Annotated in this window: 13 protein-coding genes; 7 read left to right on the forward strand and 6 right to left on the reverse strand. The window is 38.5% G+C overall.

Features of this window, described 5'->3' with window-relative positions:
* Positions 1-409: 409 nt before the first annotated feature.
* The 3 genes from crtA to ACM03V_RS14170 all read right to left on the reverse strand — a co-directional run bounded on the left by crtA (position 410) and on the right by ACM03V_RS14170 (position 4,191).
* Positions 410-1,261: a cyanoexosortase A gene (crtA, locus tag ACM03V_RS14160; protein WP_414621433.1), complete on the reverse strand. Its 852-nt coding sequence runs from the start codon at positions 1,259-1,261 to the stop codon at positions 410-412.
* Positions 1,262-1,664: 403 nt separating this feature from the next.
* Positions 1,665-2,552: a PEP-CTERM sorting domain-containing protein gene (locus ACM03V_RS14165; protein ID WP_414621434.1), complete on the reverse strand. Its 888-nt coding sequence runs from the start codon at positions 2,550-2,552 to the stop codon at positions 1,665-1,667.
* Positions 2,553-3,561: 1,009 nt separating this feature from the next.
* Entirely contained in the window at positions 3,562-4,191 is a 630-nt protein-coding gene (locus ACM03V_RS14170) for a PEP-CTERM sorting domain-containing protein (RefSeq protein ID WP_414621435.1), read from the reverse strand.
* A gap of 512 nt (positions 4,192-4,703) precedes the next feature.
* Here ACM03V_RS14170 and ACM03V_RS14175 point away from each other — a divergent pair.
* The 4 genes from ACM03V_RS14175 (at position 4,704) to ACM03V_RS14190 (ending at position 8,011) form a co-directional block, all read left to right on the forward strand.
* The gene (locus tag ACM03V_RS14175; protein WP_414621436.1) at positions 4,704-5,153 is read left to right on the forward strand and encodes a rhodanese-like domain-containing protein; all 450 of its coding nucleotides are present in this window, start codon (positions 4,704-4,706) and stop codon (positions 5,151-5,153) included.
* A 58-nt stretch (positions 5,154-5,211) separates the two neighbouring features.
* Positions 5,212-5,967, forward strand: coding sequence for a TIGR04283 family arsenosugar biosynthesis glycosyltransferase (locus ACM03V_RS14180; RefSeq protein WP_414621437.1), 756 nt, complete (start codon positions 5,212-5,214; stop codon positions 5,965-5,967).
* 237 nt (positions 5,968-6,204) lie between these two features.
* Complete coding sequence (locus ACM03V_RS14185; RefSeq protein WP_414621438.1) at positions 6,205-7,341, forward strand: acyltransferase family protein; 1,137 nt, start codon at positions 6,205-6,207, stop codon at positions 7,339-7,341.
* A gap of 103 nt (positions 7,342-7,444) precedes the next feature.
* Complete coding sequence (locus ACM03V_RS14190) at positions 7,445-8,011, forward strand: GIY-YIG nuclease family protein (protein ID WP_414621439.1); 567 nt, start codon at positions 7,445-7,447, stop codon at positions 8,009-8,011.
* A gap of 131 nt (positions 8,012-8,142) precedes the next feature.
* Here the strand turns inward: ACM03V_RS14190 and ACM03V_RS14195 are convergent, their stop codons facing one another.
* The 3 genes from ACM03V_RS14195 to ACM03V_RS14205 all read right to left on the reverse strand — a co-directional run bounded on the left by ACM03V_RS14195 (position 8,143) and on the right by ACM03V_RS14205 (position 12,903).
* Positions 8,143-8,865, reverse strand: coding sequence for a M50 family metallopeptidase (locus tag ACM03V_RS14195; protein WP_414621440.1), 723 nt, complete (start codon positions 8,863-8,865; stop codon positions 8,143-8,145).
* Positions 8,866-9,099: 234 nt separating this feature from the next.
* Positions 9,100-11,109: a ShlB/FhaC/HecB family hemolysin secretion/activation protein gene (locus ACM03V_RS14200; protein WP_414621441.1), complete on the reverse strand. Its 2,010-nt coding sequence runs from the start codon at positions 11,107-11,109 to the stop codon at positions 9,100-9,102.
* 279 nt (positions 11,110-11,388) lie between these two features.
* Positions 11,389-12,903, reverse strand: a complete 1,515-nt coding sequence (locus ACM03V_RS14205) for an RNA-guided endonuclease TnpB family protein (protein WP_414621442.1) — start codon at positions 12,901-12,903, stop codon at positions 11,389-11,391.
* A 65-nt stretch (positions 12,904-12,968) separates the two neighbouring features.
* Here ACM03V_RS14205 and ACM03V_RS14210 point away from each other — a divergent pair, with 65 nt between their 5' ends.
* The 3 genes from ACM03V_RS14210 to ACM03V_RS14220 all read left to right on the forward strand — a co-directional run bounded on the left by ACM03V_RS14210 (position 12,969) and on the right by ACM03V_RS14220 (position 20,640).
* Positions 12,969-13,163 (forward strand): hypothetical protein, encoded by a 195-nt coding sequence (locus ACM03V_RS14210; protein WP_414621443.1) that lies wholly within the window; start codon positions 12,969-12,971, stop codon positions 13,161-13,163.
* Between the two features lie 1,029 nt (positions 13,164-14,192).
* Positions 14,193-16,286: a right-handed parallel beta-helix repeat-containing protein gene (locus tag ACM03V_RS14215; protein ID WP_414621444.1), complete on the forward strand. Its 2,094-nt coding sequence runs from the start codon at positions 14,193-14,195 to the stop codon at positions 16,284-16,286.
* 727 nt (positions 16,287-17,013) lie between these two features.
* Positions 17,014-20,640 (forward strand): eIF2A-related protein, encoded by a 3,627-nt coding sequence (locus ACM03V_RS14220; protein ID WP_414621445.1) that lies wholly within the window; start codon positions 17,014-17,016, stop codon positions 20,638-20,640.
* Positions 20,641-20,692: the final 52 nt, after the last annotated feature.

Consider the following 20,692-nt stretch of genomic DNA (forward strand, 5'->3'; position numbering starts at 1 on the left):
ACGAACTTGAAAATATTTCTAGTTATTCAGGACTTATGTAACCGCAACGATAAATTAACTATTTCAGCCGTTTAGATCCCCCCAACCCCCCTTTTTAAGGGGGGCTTTGCGTTTTTATCCTATTATTATCAAGAAATAGTTTCAGCTTTAGCACATTTATTCTTGCAGGGTGTTGACTTTGATCGAATTTCCGCGTGCTTCGTTCATACAAGTTTTATGCCGGTAACAACCATAATCCTTCTCCCTCACCCCGCCCTGAAGGGCACCCCTCTCTCAAGCTTGGTAGAGGGGAGGGGGAGAGGGCTTTTAGTCGGAAATGCAGTTACTAAAATCACTCTTACCAAAACTAAGACGACAGCAGCAAAAATAAACGCTAATAGGGGAATACGAATTTGGTTCCAAGGATTCATTAATCGGAACTCCCATTACTTAAACTTTTTTCTTCCTGCTGTAACAACAACCAGTAAAAGCATCCGAAAATAAAAATACCAATCATTCCGTACAAATACGATGCTTGCCCTCCATGCCAATTTTCAAAAGCGGCTTTGTTTGATGCAGCAAATATTGCCAACATTGCCACACGAATCCCGTTAATTACAAATCCGATCATTATTGCCACAATCGGCACGAAAAATCTTTTGCTGCGATGTACGGGAAACATTACCAAAGCAAGCATGGAAACGCTGAGAATATAAATAATAGTGTCTATACCGGAGCATTCATGTGTCACTTCTACCCCACCGTTAGGTAAATTGATAAAAACTCCTTGACTAGCAACATCAAAGCCGAAATAGTGCAAAAGAAAGGCTGAAAACTGAGCAGTTAAGGGAGAAATATCAAATAAAAAGCTGGAAATTACACTGGGTACACCCAAGAAAAATAGGATAGTAAGCTCCTGCCAATATTGCTTTAATCCTTTAAAACCAGAAGCCAGTAAAGCAACACCAAAAGCAGAAGTAAAAGATAAAAGCCGCATTGTGTTACCGTCAGCTAGGTTCGCACTTTGCCACAAAACCCAGCCAATTAACCCGATACCCACAATACTTGGCACAAATTCACTTTCAAACTTTAAAGTATGGCGTTTTTCCCAAGTTAAACTTCCTACTGCAAATAAAAACAGCAGACTCATTCCTAAATGTCCGGTATCATCAGCCTTCCAGATAAGAGTTAAACAAATTGCTTCTAAACCCGCAGTAATCCCCAAGAGCCAATAGCGAATATCTTTTATTAGTTTCAGCGAGGCTATTTCAGTTATATTCATTACGAATTGCGCTATCTATTTTTTTCGACGCAGTTTTGGTAAAGCCCCTGAAAACTTATATTTTTAACAGCTTATTTTTTTATAACTATCAATAATGCTTGTTTATTTTAATACATCAGCATTAATGATTCTCTCCCAAAAATTGACAATATCATGTGAAGAGTTTGTAAAAAATTTATCAACGATAAAACTAATATTTTTTGTTAGAGAAGATATTTCTGCTTTGTTGAATTACAGGTTATCCCCTGAGATGTAAAGACGTAGCAGTGCTACGTCTCTACAAGTCAGTTCGTGGTTAAGTGAAGAAGTTTGCTTTCAATTCGTGCTTGTTTATTCTGTCTGTAAGAGTGCAGTCAGGTTCAACAATCGTGTCAAAAGTAAACATGATCCTAACCAGATTGACTTAAGCCTCGGATTTGACAGCCTGCATTTGCTTGCGTTTCTTCATGAATTGAGTACCGAATGCACCTGCTGTTAGGGTTCCTAAGATAGTTAGGGGTTCGGGAACTTCTTCGGTTGTATCTGAAAATGAAGAACCCTTAATGAAAACAGCAGAATCAAGACTGCTGTCGCCAGCATCAGCTACAGCTAACTTAATTGTGTGTGTTCCAGGTGTTAGTGCTAAAGCTTGTGCTGTAAATACTGTGGTAAATCCATCGTATTCGATGTTAAACGGTGTTGGTGTTCCTAAATCGCTTGGATCGTTGTTATTGAAGAACGCAGAATTAGTACCTGTATTTACACTATTAATAGATACGGGCGTTGTTGTACCTGGAACTAAGGCTATATTCTGCCCATCCAAAAAGAAGGCGAAAACATCATTAAAGGATGAGTTTGTAAACTCGTTGTATTCTTCAGAAGCAAATACATAATCGAAGAAGATGTCTCCACCAGCACTTTCAAAATCAAACTCAAGGGTAGCTGCATCTCTAGTATTTTGCGGAATTAAAGCATCTAAATCCGCGTCCCCTGCCGTTCCGTTAACAGTTGTAGTATCATCCGCATTATTAGGTCCGACAGCACTACTAGCCTGTCCAGTTGTCAAAATGATACCGGAGTCGATACCAATACCGCTTAAGTTTCCATTTGTGAAAGTTCCAGAAGCACCGTTGGCACCGTTATAGTTAACCGAGCCAGGTACTACGGTAATCCCCGAACCTAAAATTGTATTAGTAAGAGTATTACCATCGTTGGTTGGTGTAATCGAAATAGCTCGTGCTGACTTTGATATTCCAGTAATTCCTAGTAAGACAGTCGCAGCAGTTAAAACAAAAGTAAATCGTTTCTTCATGTTTATCTCCTTGTAAAGATTCAAAAACTCACGAAATAATAATCAACGAACCATCACCAACACAAAAAATCTGTCCTGGTACAAATACTTCTAAAATCTGCCGATTGGCAAATTGAGAATTTATGCAGGATAAACTTGCAAACTTATTAGTAAATCCACTTTAAGCAAGCAAAAAACCCTCGTGGATTTTAGTAGTCACACGAACTCGCTCTGACACCTGGTAGCATGAGATAATACCCTGTAAAGAGATAGTGTCAGTTATTACTTATTCACTCAGTGATTCTGGCGGTAGATTACATTCGTTGCCTGAGCCGTTACTGCGACTCAGGTATTATTTTGCACCTTAAATGACGGTCTAACTATAAATTTTCTGTAAATAAGTATATAAAATAAATAAATTTTATGTGAAACCACTTAGGGAATAGCACTAATCTATGCTGTTGACTTTGTACCTTTTTAGAGGTTAAAAAATCATGCAAAAAATGTGTTGGTGTTCAAGATAATGCCCTCTCCCAAGCTTGGGAGAGGGGTGCCCGCCAGGGCGGGGTGAGGGAGAAAAATTATGGTTGTTACCAGCATAAAACTTGTATGAACGAAGCACGCGGAAATTCTATCAAAGTCAACAGCCTAGCACTAATCTGATTAAATCTCAATTCATTTTTCGGAAATAAAAATTAGATTTATACCAAAACAATTAACTTATCTTAGAAAAAATACGTTGTATAATTTTTATCCTGAACTTTTAATTTTAATTACTATAAATAGTACTAGTAAGTTAGGACTTACGCAGCAATAACGGAAAGTATAGTGTTCCAGACATTTAAGATCCCCCCAACCCCCCGATTAATTGGGGGGCTTTGCGTAAGTCTTATAAGTAAAATAATTTCTAATCCAAAAAAATATCTAAATATACAAATAACAAATCTCTACTTAAAAGAAAAACCCGGCTTCATAAAGAAACCAGGTTAAAAATAATCAAATCATGACAAACGGTTATATTGCTGCTTATTTACGCTGCGATGTCAGACTGATTTTTACGCTTTTTGTAGAACATTGCGCCGAATCCACTCACCAACAACGAACCTAAGATAGTTGTAGGTTCTGGAACTTCTTTAACTTCAACACTCTTCAAAAAGTAATCATCATCGCTATCGCCGACAGTGAAGCCCAAAACTGTACCCGTCGCATTAAATGAAGTAAAGTCAAAAGTTCCACTATTCGGAATCTGAGTATCGGAAACAAGCTGAGTTTCATCGACAAACAATTTAAACTCATCGTCGGAATCAACTTTGGCAAAAGTCGCAGATAGTAGATTCACTAACTTATTAAACCTTAGATTAAGAGTCTCTCTTTTATTTACACCTACACCATCGATTTGTGGATTTTCTCCTACCCCACGAAAAACTCCAAAGCCGTCTTCATCTTGAAAGACATCGCGAGAAGTGCCATTAGCGACTTTTCCAGTTGCAGTTACATTTAAGCCATTTTTACTTTGGTTAAATGATTCTTTTTGTCCACCATTACCGCTAAAGTCGAATCCGATAGAGGCGGCTGATGCTGCTGATACTGTTGTTAAAGCAATAGTAGTTGCTCCAACAGTAGCAATAGAAAGTCTTTTTAGAATAGTTGTAACAGACATATGTATGGTTCCTTAAAACCTTTAGAAATGATAAGTTGAGAATTAATTATTCACGCAATTATCCGGCGTTAGACATCTCTGGAAAACATTTAAGTAGTTTAATTTTATACGCAGACCTAACCCCCTACCCCCTTCCCTACGAGGGAAGTGGGGTTTTAAAGCCTCTCTCCCTATGGGGGAGAGGTTTGGAGAGGGGTCTTTTTCATTTCCGGAGATGTCTATTACTAAGATTGAGTGTTTTGACGGTATCTCTTCCATCGCGGCTCATAGCAATAGCCACAATAGATAGTTCAATACTGCGTACTAATATCGGGAATTACGGGTAGATCATCCTGCTTCAAGTAACAATTATGCAAGCGAATTTAATTCCGTGAATAAAGTAATTGTAAATAATACATATTTTTTGCTTAAATCAACGTAATAATACTTAAATCTTTTCTTTCCTTTCCGAGCAAAATATGATGTCCCAACCAATATATCCGTTGCTATAGTTGTTTTGGAGGTACGGAATCATGTTCTGGTTGCTCAAACTGCTCCTATGGCTTAATTTTCCTAATTTGAAGTTGATAAAAGTTGATGAATTGACTCGATGGCTAAATGAAAAAGCTTCTTCAAATCCACTAATTTTAGATGCACGTTCCCAAGAAGAATACGCAGTCAGTCATATTAAATCGGCACAATGGATTGAACCGACTAATCCAGATATATCGGCGCTTTCGGAAGTTGCTTTAGATAATCCCATCGTGGTTTATTGTTCAATCGGCTACCGTAGCGCTAAGGTTGCTCAACAGCTACACCATGCAGGATATGAAAATGTTTTTAATTTGAGTGGTGGTATTTTCCAATGGGCTAATCAAGGAAAACCAATTTTTACAGACAAGCATCAAGTAGAAACCGTCCATCCCTACAATTTTATTTGGGGAAAGCTGCTCAAATCAAAATATCATGCTCATATTAAATAGGGCATTGGGCATTTGAGTAATTAAATTTATCTGATAATTGATAATTGATAATTGATTAATGTCTTCAGTTTCGATAATTATTCCGGCTTTTAATGAAGAAACCAGCTTGGGTAGAACGTTGCGTCAACTTGCTCTACTCTCGCCATTACCCCAAGAAATTATAGTGGTTGATGGTGGTAGCGAAGATGAAACGGCGATAATTGCTTTGGCTGCTTTCAAATCTTTTTCTTCAACGGTAAAAACGCAAATTCTTAAATCACCACATCGCGGACGTTCGGTACAAATGAACTACGGTGCAAAAGAAGCAACTGGAGATTTTTTATGTTTTCTCCATGCAGATACCACCGTACCTGACGATCTAATTACTTTAATTGATCGGAATTTAGCCGATGCAACAATTGCTTGTGGCGGGTTTATATCTTTGATGACTGGCGAGCAAACTACTCGCTGGGGTACTTCGCTGCACAATTATCTTAAAACTTATTATGCACCGTTGCTGTTTAAACCTCATTTGTTTTTTAAAGGTTTGCGCTTATTATTTGGGGATCAAGTAATGTTTTGTCGTCGCAATGATTTTTGGGATTGCGGTGGTTTTGATGAAGCGTTACCGATTATGGAAGATGGAGATTTATGTAAAAAACTTGCACGGAAGGGAAGAATATGTATGGTAAACCGTGTAGTGCTTTCTTCAGATCGTCGCGTTGCAAAATGGGGTGCAATGAAAGCAAATGCAATTTATTTATACATCGGGTTTCTTTGGGGAATAGGTGTTGATACTAACTATCTCAAGCGGTTTTATCAGGATATTCGCTGATTAACGTTCTCGATCTTTATTCAAAACATTGATTTTTGTAACAAATGTTGCCAGTTACTGAATATTTTAGAAACTCTCAACCTATAAATTTTATTTAACGGTAAGTGATTAGCCAAACTCAATACTACTTATCTTAGAAAGTCTATCAATGTAATATATACTACTTATTTACTTTTACGCAGTGCATATACTTATTTATCACTGATAAATATTTACATAAAGTATTTAGGTATACCAATGGAATCGGCAGCACCATTAAAGACTACTCCTAGAACAAATAAAATACATTTTCAATTTATCGATGGATTACGTGCTTTTGCGGCTTTATGGGTAATTCTGTTTCATTCAGTAATAGATGCCGATAAGAGTATCTCTCAATTCACTAATACGTTGCCTCAATGGTTTGTGCATATAGTGTTTGAACGAGGTGGTTTGGGTGTGGCTGTGTTTTTTGTTATGAGCGGTTTTTTAGTTGGTCTTTCACAAGAAAATACTCAATTTGACTTTGCCTTCTGCAAAAATTTTATTGTGCGTCGTTTGGTTCGGCTCAGTCCAGCTTATTATGTATCAATTGTTATCACATTAGCTATTGGTTTCATTGCTGCATATGCTAAAAGCGAACAATTTGCACCATTGGGATATCCTTTATCTTTTCCGAGACTAATAGCCCATCTATTTTACTTACAAGATATTCTGAAACTGCATAATATAAATGATGTGTATTGGACATTATGTTTAGAAGTTCAATCCTATTTAGTTTTTGGCATTCTTTTTTGGTTAGCCCAACGGATAGATTCTCATTGGAAAATCAATTGGGGAAGAGTTATTGTATTTGTTCCAAGTGCCACTCTTGCCGCTTTCTATCCAATTGGAATATTCACATATGAAGGTAGAGCGACAATCTTTTTACCTTTGTGGTACAGTTTTATGCTCGGTATTTTTGCTTATTGGACGTACTGTAAGCAATTGAACCCTTGGTTTTTTTACTTTTATGTTGCAATATTAGTCTTTGCAGGAATAGCCAATTCTTCGGATTTTGCGATCGTCAGTTCAATTATTGCCGTACTTTTATTGGAAGTTGCACGTGCTAACCGTATGCAACAATTGCTGAATTGGCAATGGTTACAATTTGTCGGAAAAATTTCTTATAGTTTATATTTAACCCATACTCCTATTTTAGGAGGAGTATATTGGATAGTATTTAAACTGTTTAACCATTCAGTTTGGAGTGAATTTCTTGCTCTGATATTAGCAATTGCAGCTTGTATTGCCTTTGCAACATTAATATGGCAAGTTATAGAAAAACCATCTATTCAATGGAGTAAAAAGTTAAAAGCCCCAAAAGCGACAAATACTTTGGCAAGCAGTAATTAAATTTTATTTAGCCTGGCAAAGTAAAAATTAAAACTTATTTTTATGTTTGATTAATCACAAATTAGTGATAACATTCCCAAGTTACCTTCTATGGGAATGAAGTGTGAAAACGAATCAGCTTGATTTGTTCTCACCGTCGGAGATGCCAACTGCAACAGTTAGTAAAGCTCCCGTGTTGTTAATGGATGTGAAAGCTTTAAAAAGGTGGAAAAAGCAAATATCCGCCCATCAACAACAAGTGAGAACAAGCGAACCAGTGCTACAAGGCGCTTTATTTGAAGTGTCCGAAGCACACGTTGACCCAGATATAATAGATCCGTTTGAATTAAAACCTTGTTCGCTGTCATTTTACAGATTACCAGCAGATAGTCCCGGTCAAGCTTGTATTTACTTTGTAATAGATATGGCTGCCGATTTACTTCTGTATGTTGGTGAAACCTGTAAATCCAATCACAGATGGAAAGGAATACATGATTGCAAACGATACATTGAAAAGTATCAAGATTTGCATTATCAATACGGTTTGAAGACAGCAGTTAACATTGCTTTTTGGTGGGATGCACCCGATTTAACCCAACCCCGTCAAAAATTAGAACAAGCGTTAATTCAAAAATGGAAGTCCCCTTTTAATAAAGAAAATTGGAAACTTTGGGGACAACCTTTTGGGTGAATCAGTGAACAGTGAACAGTGAACAGTGAACAGTGAAAAGTTAATATCTGGCGATTTAAATCGCTTCTATACAAGGAAAGTCCAGCTACCTGGACTAATTATTTTACTGCTCACTGATAACTGATAACTGCTCACTGCTTATAAGCTATTCGTAAGCTTTGTACGAGAAGTACAAGGGAAGCAACTGCTATTAATCCACCCCAAAACCAGTAAGGTAGTAATAATTGTCGCTGGATTTGACCTGTATCGGAAACTCCTAAAGGCCCTGCGGTAGCAGTAAATAAATAATCAAGTTGATGGTAAGTACTTATGCAGGCTTGAACTCCTAGAAATTGAATGCTAAATCCTTGAAACCAACGATTGCCTTTGATGCCAATACCAAGGATGATTAAACCTAAGAGAAGAATTGCTACTATTCCAAAGAGCGATCGCACCCATATTAATACTGAAAATAGTAAAAATCCACCTAGTATTTTTAAACTTAAGCTTGCTGTCTTGAAACTGCGCGATGCCAAAATTAAGATAGCGCCTGCGATTGGCGGCCCCATCAATCCGGCAGCAGCTACAAAGGCACGCCCAATCGGGCCTAAAAATAATCTACCGCTATGATATGCAACACCAGAACCATTAGGAAATATTTTTAGTTGCTGAAAGTTTCCGCCTAAAAATATTGCTGCTAAACCGTGACCCATTTCGTGAAACCAAGTAGCTAAAATGGTAAATGGGTATAAAATATAATCTCCATAGGGTATTTGCCATAGTACAACCGTAGCTACAGCAGCCCCAATCAACCACCATATTCCGATGCGATCGACTTGGGAATTTAACTTAGTTTCTAATGATTTTAAGTCCATAATAGGATTTTAGATTTTAGATTTTGACAACGGATGCGTTTCTTTTAGATTTTGGATTAATTGAGTCTGATGTTTTTTACTTAGTTAAATAAGTATTCCACACTTAAAGAACCGTTTTTTCAGGTGAAGAAATACCAATTACTTTACTTATGCTAGCTTTTTTATAAAAATCAAGGATTGGTTAAACGTCAAAACTGATAACTACCTAATGCCCTATGCCCAACTCCTAACTTCTTAAAACGGATTATAAATTACGGAAAAATATAAACCATTTTCTTGCAAGGTGTCTTTGTCTCCTTCAACTGTAATCAAGGGAATCCCCCAGTCAAAGCGGGCTATGAGTCGTTCTTGGAGTTGCAGACGCAATCCCAATCCTAAAGATAATAAAGTATCGGTTTCGTTTTCGCTATTAGATTCATCTCTTCCTCCCCGATTCCAAGCGGTACCAAAGTCTAAGAAGGGAGCAAGTTGTAAAAGGTTATTTTCTCCAGCAAAACGAGCGATGGGAAGTCTTACTTCGGCTGATGCAAAAACGGCGTTATCTGTTAATAAAGCATCTTGACGGTATCCTCTGACACTTTCTTGTCCGCCTATACCAATTTGCTCTAAAGGAACTAAAGGTCTATCTGCGAACTGTACGTCACCCCGTAATAACAACAGTGTATCGGGTGCTAAAAGTCGCACCCATTGTGCTTGTCCCCTCCAAGCGTAAAAGCGACTATCGGGAGATGTATTGTTAATTGTGGAATCAAGAGCGTCTAGTCCAACACTGAACTGAGAACGTAAGGCGAAAACTTGGCTGCTGCTCCGTGAGGTCCATTCTTGGAAGAAACGCACGGCGCTAATGCGGGTTTTTCCGTCTTCGTCTGCACCTGGTGAATTAGGAAAGGGAATTTCACCATTAAACAAGCTTGCTTTACTTTCTCGACGACTGGCTGTTATACCTAAAGCAAATTCTTGATTCGGTGTTTGTACTATGGGTTGACGTAGCGATAGTTCGTAGTAACGAGACTTTGATTGAATATCAAGCACGTTGAACGGACTTTCAATTACATCGCTATCGGAATTACCGTAGCTGAATGATAAAGTACCGTTGCGGGGATTTACTGGCAAAGTGTAATTGAAGTCAAATGCGTTGCTACCGTCGGTATTGCTATAACCACCGCTGATACTGTCACCCCATCCGAATAAGTTGGCTTCACTTACTTGAATTTGACGGCGGAAACTTCCTACTGCTGGCGATCGCCCGTTATCCAAACTCAGTTGGGTGTTAAAAGTTTTGCTTTCTTTAATTTCTAGTTCTAATAGACTTTCTCCGGGGCGAGTACCGGCAGAAAGTTCGGCAGAAAGTTTATCTATTAAAGGGTTTAGCTGTAATAACTGTAATGATTCAAGTAGCTTTTCGCGATTAAGAGGTTTTCTTGCACCCCTAGCAATCCGAGAACGAATATATCCAGAATTTAACCTGCGGTTTCCACTAACTTTTATGTCTTCTAAATCACCTTCAATTATCTCTATTTCAACCGTACCATCTTCAAATTTTTGAGTTGGGATAAAAGCTCCACTGGTGATATATCCTTTATCTAAGTACAGTTTTGTAAGTTGCGATCGCAGTTGTAAAAGTTCGGCGAATGTTATCAGACGATTAGTATAAGGTTTGGTAATTTTCTCGAAATCTTCCTGACTAAAAACCGTACTACCTTTAATAACAAATTTATTTATAGTAATCTGAAGCGGAAGCTCTCCTGATGGTTTAATTTCTGGTGTCGTAGGCGTACCGTTTGGTTCTAATAAGTCTTCTGGTGGTGGTAAGGTAGGAAGTATATTAGGTTCCGGAAGCTGCCGCTCTGATGGTGGTTTGGTGGTATCTTGAGGGGAATTGCGATCGCCCTGTGGTGCTTGAGAAATACGATGAGGATATCTCCATAAAATATCTGCATCTACAGGTTGCTTTGGAGTTAAATTGGAAGTTAAGTTTGAAGTTAAGTTTGAATTTGAAATTGGCAAAACCGAATTTACACGCTTCGATTTATTTTTTTGAGTAGCATCCTTTAACTTTATGCCTTTTGAAGCTAAGATATTAGTTTCTTTATTATGTTCTGAATTATATTGTAAAAAATTTGCTGTATTATTTAATTCTTGAGCATATATAGGTTTTACGAAAGCAAAACAAGATAGGACAGCAAAACTTAACCACTGACAGTATTTATAAGCTTTCAAAGATAAACAATATTTAACAGGCATAATAACAGGTAAATGAAGACCTGGACAATATAAAATGAACGATTGTTAACCGAGTAATAAAGGTAACATTACTCTTGTAACTGAAGATTTAGTTATTTGCCTCGTTGATTTTACCAACATCCAGTTCAATATATACAAAAACTTTAATCTATTGTTAATAAGGGTTATTAATTGATATCACCAGCTTAGAAATAAGTCAATCAATCAAACCTACTTTTTTAGCACGGATTCTAGTATTGAGCCACTCTCAGGTCTGAAGACGCGCTCGATTCAGGCTAGCTACCTTAACTTGTAGTCCTTTTGACTTATCTGGTTAGGGGCTGCACCTTTATTAGACATCTGCTCCGAGGGACTATAACTATCCCTACTTTTGCGCTCGGCTACTTGATTCGCAGATTGATATTGCTGCCACCCGTCTAACAAGAACGGCTCCGTTCCCGGATACTCGCACTGAGCATCCCAAAGTGACAACTTATTGTTATAGACGCATCTAGCCAAATACGCACTAAATAAATCCCTGTGCATTGGTTGAATACCTGTAACGTCCCTATGCACTCTTTCTGATAGACTTTTCTGTAGGCGAGTACCATCGAGATGAGTTTGAGATAGTGCGGTAGTTTGGGTAGAAAATGTTAGAAAATAACCGTTAGCGATTTCAGCTTTTCGTTTAAGTTCTGATTGGAAAAAACCTGGTGACTTCGCAGACATCGCTTTACCGTAACGTTTCTGCCAACCTTTAATACTTACTCTTTCGGTTTTAATCTGATTGCCATGACGTAAAATCTCGTTAACCAATCTACGGTTCTGAGACTTTGCGTAGCTAGTTTTACGACGTTCTAGTTCAGCTTTTCTAGCTTGTATTCGGCGATAATTTATTGTTTTTATCCATTGCTTTTTACCTTTTTTGACCTTGCCTTTTTTGCGAACAATCTTGTTGCCAACTTTTGCATTAAAGTCATATTCAAAATTATCTGGATTGTGCATTCTTTGAGAACGCTGCATTTTACGTTGCAGCGTTTTTACCTCGCGTTCAAATGTTGGTACTTTATCTGCAAAAGGTAACAATCCAGCTTTATTGTCAGCAACAAACGCAACATTAGAAATGTTAATATCTAGTCCAACTATCCCTTGTGTTGCGTAGTTAGTCGGTTTTTGATACGGTAAACCTTCGTTAATTAATTGAACATACCAGCGCTTTCTACCGTTTAAATTACGCCATAGAATACGGCAATATTTAACAGGTGAATTTAGTCCATGAACTAATACTGGGTTATTCAAGTCAAGAATAGGTTGAATAGCTAATTTCTTCCACAAAACTTGATTGTTGACGAACCTAATACCAGTTGTGTTTGATTGCCCTTCTACAGACTTAAAACGGGTCGTTACTTTAAATCTGACTTTTTTGACCTGACCAAACAATATTTTATCTACGGCTTTAAAAGCTCTGGTACCTATCGTTTGCTTCTCATGGGCACCAAGCTTGTCGCTTATCCACTTGCTACGATTAGCAGTTTGAGTTGCAAATGTTTTGAGAGCATAATCGTTAAATCTATGTTGTTCTCTAGCCTTATTAAATAAGTCTTGTCGCTCTTTTTTACTACCTCCTCGCAGCTTTTTAGCTTGTTGATATGCGATAAAGTTTTTAACTAAGTCCATCCGCAACAAAGCTTCATTTAAGCAAGCATTGTATAACTGTCTTGCAGCCTGAAAACGCGCAAGTAGTTCTTTTTCTTGCTTACTATCTACTTTTAGCGGAAGCTCTGTTACAAACGATGGTGTTTTACTCTTAGCCATTGACCGACCTCTCTAATAGCTGTTATAAATAGTATAACCACTCGATACCGTATCGTAAACTCTTCATGAGAAATTCTAAAGGACATTTTGTTAAAGGGCATGAAGAAGGTTTTACGACTAACAGGAAACAGCCCTTAACTGCTCAAATCGCTATTAGGCTAACTCCTCAAGTTAAAGAAAAACTAAAAAATATCCCTAACTGGAAAAGTCAAGTCAGGGATTTTATTGAAGTTCTGGTAGGAGAAGAACACGGCGACTAAAGTCGCTTGACATCGAACTAAACCAGGTTTAAAAACGCCCTCGTTTGCGTTCTCTTAGAATTTCTTATCATTCGGAGATTTTTTCCTTGATTCTTTAATTCTTCACAATAAAGATCTCCGGAAATGAAAAAAGAACTGTATACAAACCTCTCCCCCATAGGGCTACGGTGTACACAGAAGTCTTCTAAGTTGGTTTTATAGCGTTTTGATCCCCCCTAACCCCCCCTTGGAAAGGGGGATAGAGGCGAGATGTGTGTACACCGTAGGGGTAGGGAGATTAGGTCTACGTATAAAATTAAACTATATAAATGTTTTCCTGAGATGTCTAATCAATAGTTTTTAATTTTATTACCATTTATATCAAGCATTTTAAAGCAGGAAATCGCGTTTATTGAGATTGGTGCAAGGTGTAAGTTTACCTGGATTTTTAGCCAATTAATAAATAAATCAAATTTTTTCTTATCACCGACACCTTTTTTTCTGCGATTAGATAAGTTTTTGCAACTACCTCTGACTATCTTATTTTGCAATCGATCCTGACAGTTCAGAGCTTTTTTATTACAGCAATCTTTACGCATGGGTATGTTGCGAACGTTAAAAGACTGTAACTCCTACAATCTTTATCAAAAAAGAAGTTTAAACAATATACTGCGTTCTCAATCAATAGCATTTATTGATTATTTATTAGAAATATTACTACTATCAAAATGTAACATCTTATAAATTTGTACTTAGACAATTAGTCATTTATCCGTAAATTGCAAGACATATAAATTTTAAAAGATAATAATTAAAAAACTCGCGGATAAATAAGTATTTATACTTTTAATTCGTTCAAAAAATATTAATGTTGAATAAATGGATTAAGGACAGTTATATAAGTATTTTTTCCTGAGTATTTATCTCTATTTTTTACATTCAAATGTATTTAAGATAACTTGAAAGCCTGAAATTTATCGTTAAAAATAAAAGTGTCAGGTTGAAATCAGCGTGCGTTTGCCGAACTCATTTACAGGAAATACATTACTTATGAATGATTTCGACATACCGCTTAATAATCAATTGCAATTAACTGCAACTTCTCAAGAATTAGTCCCTAGTTCTACATTAGATGGAAAAGACTTGGTTTCTGACGGTTCATTATCAACAAGTAATTCTTCGATGCTACCGACTTCAGAAGAAGATATTCTACGCTACGAAATGGAAGACTTAAAACTGAGCAACTATCAAATTGAGTCAAATGATGTTTCTTCAGGTGGCAAACATATCTCTCTTTTAGGAAGCGATCGCAATACGGGAACTGCCACAGGTGTTTTTAAAGGCGAAGCCGGTACTTATCAGGTAAATGTAGGTTTCTACGATGAAAATGATGGAGTTTCTGCTGCCGATATTACCGTTGCGGGTGATACTCAAAGCTTCTCATTCGATAAAGATTTGCCTGGAGGTAGTGCCGTTGCCAAAACTTTAACATCTCGTACTACTCATTCGGAAATTGAATTACAACCAGGGGATGCTTTCGAGATTAAAGGTAAGGCTAATGCTGGTGAATATGCTCGTTTTGACTATGTTGAATTCGTTCCAACTGAGTCTCTTACTGATACCGATACAGGTAAAGAGGTAAAATCTCCTACTCCTACTAGTGCTGATACCAATGCTGATACATTCTATGTTTCACAAAAGGGTAGCGATGATAATCCAGGTACAAAAGAAAAGCCTTGGAAAACTATCGATTATGCTGTTGGTAAAGAATCTGCGGTAGAAGCTGGAGATACTATATTAGTACAACCTGGTACATACACCGAATTGATTACCCTCGAAAAATCGGGTAATGAAAAACTCGGTCATATTACCTTAAAAGCCGATGGTGCAGTAACTCTGCGCGACCCCGACCCCAAAAAAGGAGGTTTTAGAGAGGGTGTTATTCAGTCTGCTAATCAGGGGCACTGGATCATCGATGGCTTCCGAATTGAGAATACATCTTGGGCCGGAATTTCTTTAAGAGATGCAAATAATATGATTGTGCAGAACAATCATACTTTTGAAACAGGTGCTTCAGGTATCATAGTTTTACCTGAAAGTTACTATGGTGGTGGAGAACGTGAAGTTACCAGTAAAGATATCAAAGTACTGGATAACAAAATTGAACGAGCAAACTGGAGATGGACTGGTAAAGGAGATACCATAGGACAGCAAGAAGCTTTAAGTATCTGGGGTGTAGATGGTTTTGAGGTTGCAAATAATATTGTTAAAGAAGCAACCCGCGAAGGTATCGATATTAAAACAGGTTCTCGAAATGGCTCCGTCCATAACAATACTGTGACGGGTGCTGCAAAAATCTCCGGTACATCTAAAGGCTATAACGGTGGCCCCGCTATTTACGTAGACGGTAATCGGGCCAATACTTTCAACGTCGATATTTACAGCAATGTTGTCTACAAAAACACCTCAGAAGGAATTGTAATTAACGATGAAGAACCCGGAGCGGGTGATGTTAAAGATATTCGTGTCTTCAACAACGTGGTTTATAACAATGGTACAAAAGGTGTAAACAGCGGTGCGGGAATAATGGTAGGTAGTAATGTCAAAGATGTTGAAATTACTAATAATACTTTCTCTGGGAATGTTCAATCATTTGCGATCGATGGTAGTGATTTCTTTGGAGGAAAGAAAGTTGACAATGTGGTATTACGCAACAATATTTTTGCTAATCCCAGCTACCGCAATGGTTTCATCGAAAATGCAAAAGATGTAATCTTGGACAATAACTTGTTTACCGATAGCATTGACAAGATATTTGAAGAAGGTAGTCGAGTCGAAAATATAAAAGATACAAACAACCTTCAGGTTAAATCAGTTGGTTTTTCAGATTCAAAAGCTAACGATTATCGTCTAACTTCTGATTCCCCAGCAGTTGATACTGGTACCAACTCAATTCCTAGTTATTTAACTACCGATAAGGATGGAAAGCAGCGAAAGATCGGTAAAGCTGTTGACATAGGAACTTTCGAGTACGGTACCTCTAGCGGTTCTCCAACCCCTATTAACGCTGGTAGTAGCAAAAAATCAGATGACAAGGATTCTTCAGATGAAGAAGAGATTGTTCTAAGAAACAAATTCTTCTAATTTCTTCCGAAGCGATAAATTTAGTTATCAGAACTTACGTAAACCCCCCCTTTTTGGGGGGTATCAATTCTTTAGTTTGGTCTTGCTCACTAGTGAGGAAAATCCTTAAACGAGCGTCCATATTTCAGTCACCTTAATAGATGTATTTTCCGTATTTACTTATCTTTAGACATCTCCGGAAAACATTTCTATGGTTTCAAATTACACGCAAACCGCGAGCCCCCCTACCCCCCTTCCCTACGAGGGAATGGGGGTTTTTTAAGCCTCTCTCCCAGTGGGGGAGAGGTTTGGAGAGGGGTATTTTCAATTCCTACGATGTCTTTTACATGATTTGGTTTTTTTGCGCCCACCTACTTAACAAGTACTGAAGAACCTAAAGAATTCTACCTATATACTTATTGATACAGCACGGTAAATACTATAAGATATAACGCTTTAATAATATTAAATAGCTCGGTTTGTCCGAGTAAAAAATTATGTTTACAAATACTTAGTTCTGCTTTATTATCAATACTAATTGAACTGAAAAACTTGCTCATTTTTCACAGAGCAGCATTGCTTTTTGGAAGTCAGCTACCAAAAATTTGTCGCATTTTTTGGAGATGCCGATTTAGTAAAAAAAGTTACTAGTACAAAATATTCTTTTAATGTAGTTCTACATTTTTAGGACTTACGTAACGAAAAATTCCTTTTTGGAGACGCATCTACTTTGTTCTAGGTGACTTTGATGAAACAATCCAGACGCAATCGGGGCGTTATCCTCACCCTTAAAGGCTGGGATAAGCTCCAATCTGCGAAAACTAGAGCCGAATTGGAAGAGAATGCTAGCAACAAGTTGACTTTGGAAGAACTCAGCGATCGCACTTGCTTAGCCTTGCACACCATATCGAAAATCTTAGGACGATGCGAAACCGTAGATAAAAGTTCATTACAATCTACCTTCGCTGCCTTTGGCTTAGAGTTGTGTAAACACGATTATACTCAACCTAGCCCTCCTGACGATTTGTCAATCCGAAGCACAAATCCTCAGTATGACTGGGCAGAAGCACCGAATGTATCTGTGTTTTATGGACGCAGTGAAGAATTATTGCAGCTACGACAATGGGTGTTAGAAGAACGTTGTCGTTTAGTTGGGCTGCTGGGAATTGGTGGTATTGGCAAAAGCACTTTAGCAGTGAAGTTGGGGCTGCAAATTCAAACTGAATTTGAAGTAGTAGTATGGCGTAGCCTGCAAAATGCACCACCAGTAGAGGAGCAATTAACCAACATCCTACAATTTTTACTGTGGGCGCTGCGAAAAGAGATGGTAATCCCCGAAAGTTTTGATCATAAATTATCAAAGCTGATGGAATGTCTGACAAATCATCGCTGTCTACTTATTTTGGACAACGTTGAGACAATTTTAACTAGTAATGGTCAAACGGGTCAATGTCGCCCTGGATACGAGGGTTACGGTCAATTACTTAAGCATTTTGGCGAAGTACCCCATCAAAGTTGTGTTTTGCTCACTTCTAGGGAAAAGCCCAGAGAATTCATACCTTTAGAAGGAGAGAAAACAGGGGTAAAATCTCTGCTATTAAAGGGATTAAACCCTGGTGAGGGACAACAGTTATTTCAGCAAAAAGGACAATTTACGGGTACAGAACGAGAATGGCAAGTACTAGTTGAGCATTATGGCGGCAATCCCTTAGCACTCAAGGTAGTAGCAGCCGGAACCCAAGAGCTTTTCAATGGTAAGATTGCCCCTGCTTTAGAATATTTAGAACAAGGTGTACTAATTTTTGAGGACATCGGCGACTTGTTGTCATGTCAGTTCCAACGTTTGTCGGCGGTAGAAGCAGAAGTAATATATTGGCTGGCAATTAATCGAGAGCCAGTATCCCTTGTCGAGTTAGCTGCTGATTTAGTAACATCTGCTTCTAAATGTCTCGTACCTTCAGCAATTAAATCTCTATTGCAACGCTCATTAATTGAAAAAAGCGGCGAACATTTCTTTTTACAACCAGTCGTAATGGAATATACGACACAGCGATTGGTTGAACAAGTTGGTCAAGAATTAGTAGCAAAAAAGCCCGTCCGTTTACGGCTGTTTCAAGCCCATGCTTTAATTAAAGCAACAGCTAAAGACTACATCCGAGAAACACAAAAGCAACTAATTGTACAACCCTTACTTGAGCAATTGTTGTTAAAGATGGGCAGTCAACAAAAGCTGGTAATTTTGTTGCAGGATGTATTGGAACAGCAAAGACATCAAGCTGCAATACTAACTGGGTATGCCGGGGGCAATGTCCTCAATTTGTTAGCGCATTTGCAAGTAAATTTACAGAAGTATGATTTCTCAAATTTGATTATTAGGCAAGCGGACTTGCAGTGTGTAAATTTAGCTGGAGTAAATTTCCAAAATACTGCTTTTGATCAGTCTGTATTTGCGGAAAATTTAAGTAGTGTGAGGTCAGTAGCATTTAGTCTAGATGGCAAATTATTAGCCGTAGATAGCATTGATGGACAAATTTGCTTACACCGCAGGTCGGATTATCAACTTCTTTTAACACTTAAAGGGCATCATAGTTCAATATCTACTGTTGCTTTCAGTCCCGACAGCAGTATTTTGGCAAGTAGTAGTAGTGATGATCATACGGTTAAATTATGGGATGCTCAAACAGGTAATAGCTTAAAGGCTTTACAAGGCCACACCGCACCGATTTGGTCGATAGCTTGGCATCCTGATGGCCAAATTCTAGCGAGTGGCAGTGATGATCAAACTATTCGCTTGTGGGATGTTAACACGGGCAACTGCGTCAGCATATTTCCAGATCAAACTTATGCAGTATCGGCGGTTAGCTTTAGTCCAGATGGTTCTACCTTGGCAAGTGGCAGTCGTGACTCCTCAATTCGGTTATGGGATGTCAGCAACGGTCAGTGTCGCCAAGTGTTACACGGTCATACTGGTTGGATCACCTCTTTAAGGTTCAGCCTAGATGGTTGCATCTTGGCAAGCGGTAGTCAAGACTCCTCAATTCGGTTGTGGGATCAAAAAATAGGCAAATGCTTAAGGGTTTTAGAGGGTCACACTGGTATAATTTGGTCAATAGCATGGAGTCCTGATGGTCGTAAGATTGCAAGTGCGAATGACTCTGAGTTTGCTGTTCGATTATGGGATGTAGACTTTGGAGGGTGCCTAAAAATTTTGCGGGGACACACAGGCGCAATTTTTTCGGTGGCTTGGAGTCCAGATGGTTTAACTGTGGCTAGTGGCAGTCACGACTCTAGTGTGCGATTTTGGGATAGTAAGCTTGGTAAATGTGTCAAGGTATTACAGGGGCAATGTAACTCAGTACGCTCTGTAGCTTGGAGTTCAGATGGTTTAACTTTTGCCAGTGGTAGTGATGACTCAAATGTAAGATTGTGGAATTTTTATAATGGTGAGTTACTTAAAAAGTTTCAAGGGCATCACCGTGGAATAATGGGGATCTCTTTTGCGCCTACATGCTCCGTTAACAGTCAAGACTTACAGATATTGGCAAGTGGTGGTTCAGATGGCACAGTCCGGTTGTGGGATATTCAGGCAGGTGAAGCTTTAAGAATCTTGCGTGGTCATACTAATCGAGTGTGGGATGCATCTTGGAGTCCAGATGGCCGCACTCTGGCAAGTGGCAGTGCAGACTTTACCATCAGGATCTGGAATGTTGCCACAGGTGAAACCTTAAAAGTATTAGAGGGTCATGATAATTGGGTTAGTGCAGTAAGTTATGCACCCAGCATTAGTTTCAGTAATAATTCTGAGGTTATCCTTTTAGGAAGTTGCAGTTTTGACGGTTCGATTCGTTTATGGGATTCCCTAACGGGTACTTGTCTCAAAGCGTTACGTTATGGTGTCAATCATGTATTATTGGCACTCAGTTTCTCTCCAGATAACCAGATATTAGCAAGTGGCAGCGATGACGGTTCAATTTACTTGTGGGATGTGCAGCAGGGTAAGTGTTGCTTAGTATTGCGCGGTCACACTCATCGCGTATGGTCAGTATCGTGGAGTCCCGATGGAAGAATTTTAGCAAGTGGCTCTCAAGACGGTACAGTGAGGTTGTGGGATGTGGCGCAAGGTATATGCCTGAAAGTATTACAGGGACATACAAATGAAGTATGGTCTGTAGCTTGGAATCCACACGATCGCACCTTATTAAGTGGTAGCCTCGATGAGACAATGAGGTTTTGGGATATCAGTACGGGAGAGTGTACAAAAATACTGAGAAGCGATCGCCTTTATGAAGGAATGAACGTTAGGGGGGTGGCTGGGTTAACAGCAGCGCAGCGCTCGGCGCTTTTGGCTTTGGGGGCGGTGGAAGGTATTAGTTAAATTTCATATCTAAACTAGTTTTAGGTAAAGAAAAAACTGTACTGGAATGAAA

Origin of the sequence: Calothrix sp. CCY 0018 (assembly GCF_963920925.1) — a bacterium.
Taxonomy (GTDB): Bacteria; Cyanobacteriota; Cyanobacteriia; order Cyanobacteriales; family Nostocaceae; genus Rivularia.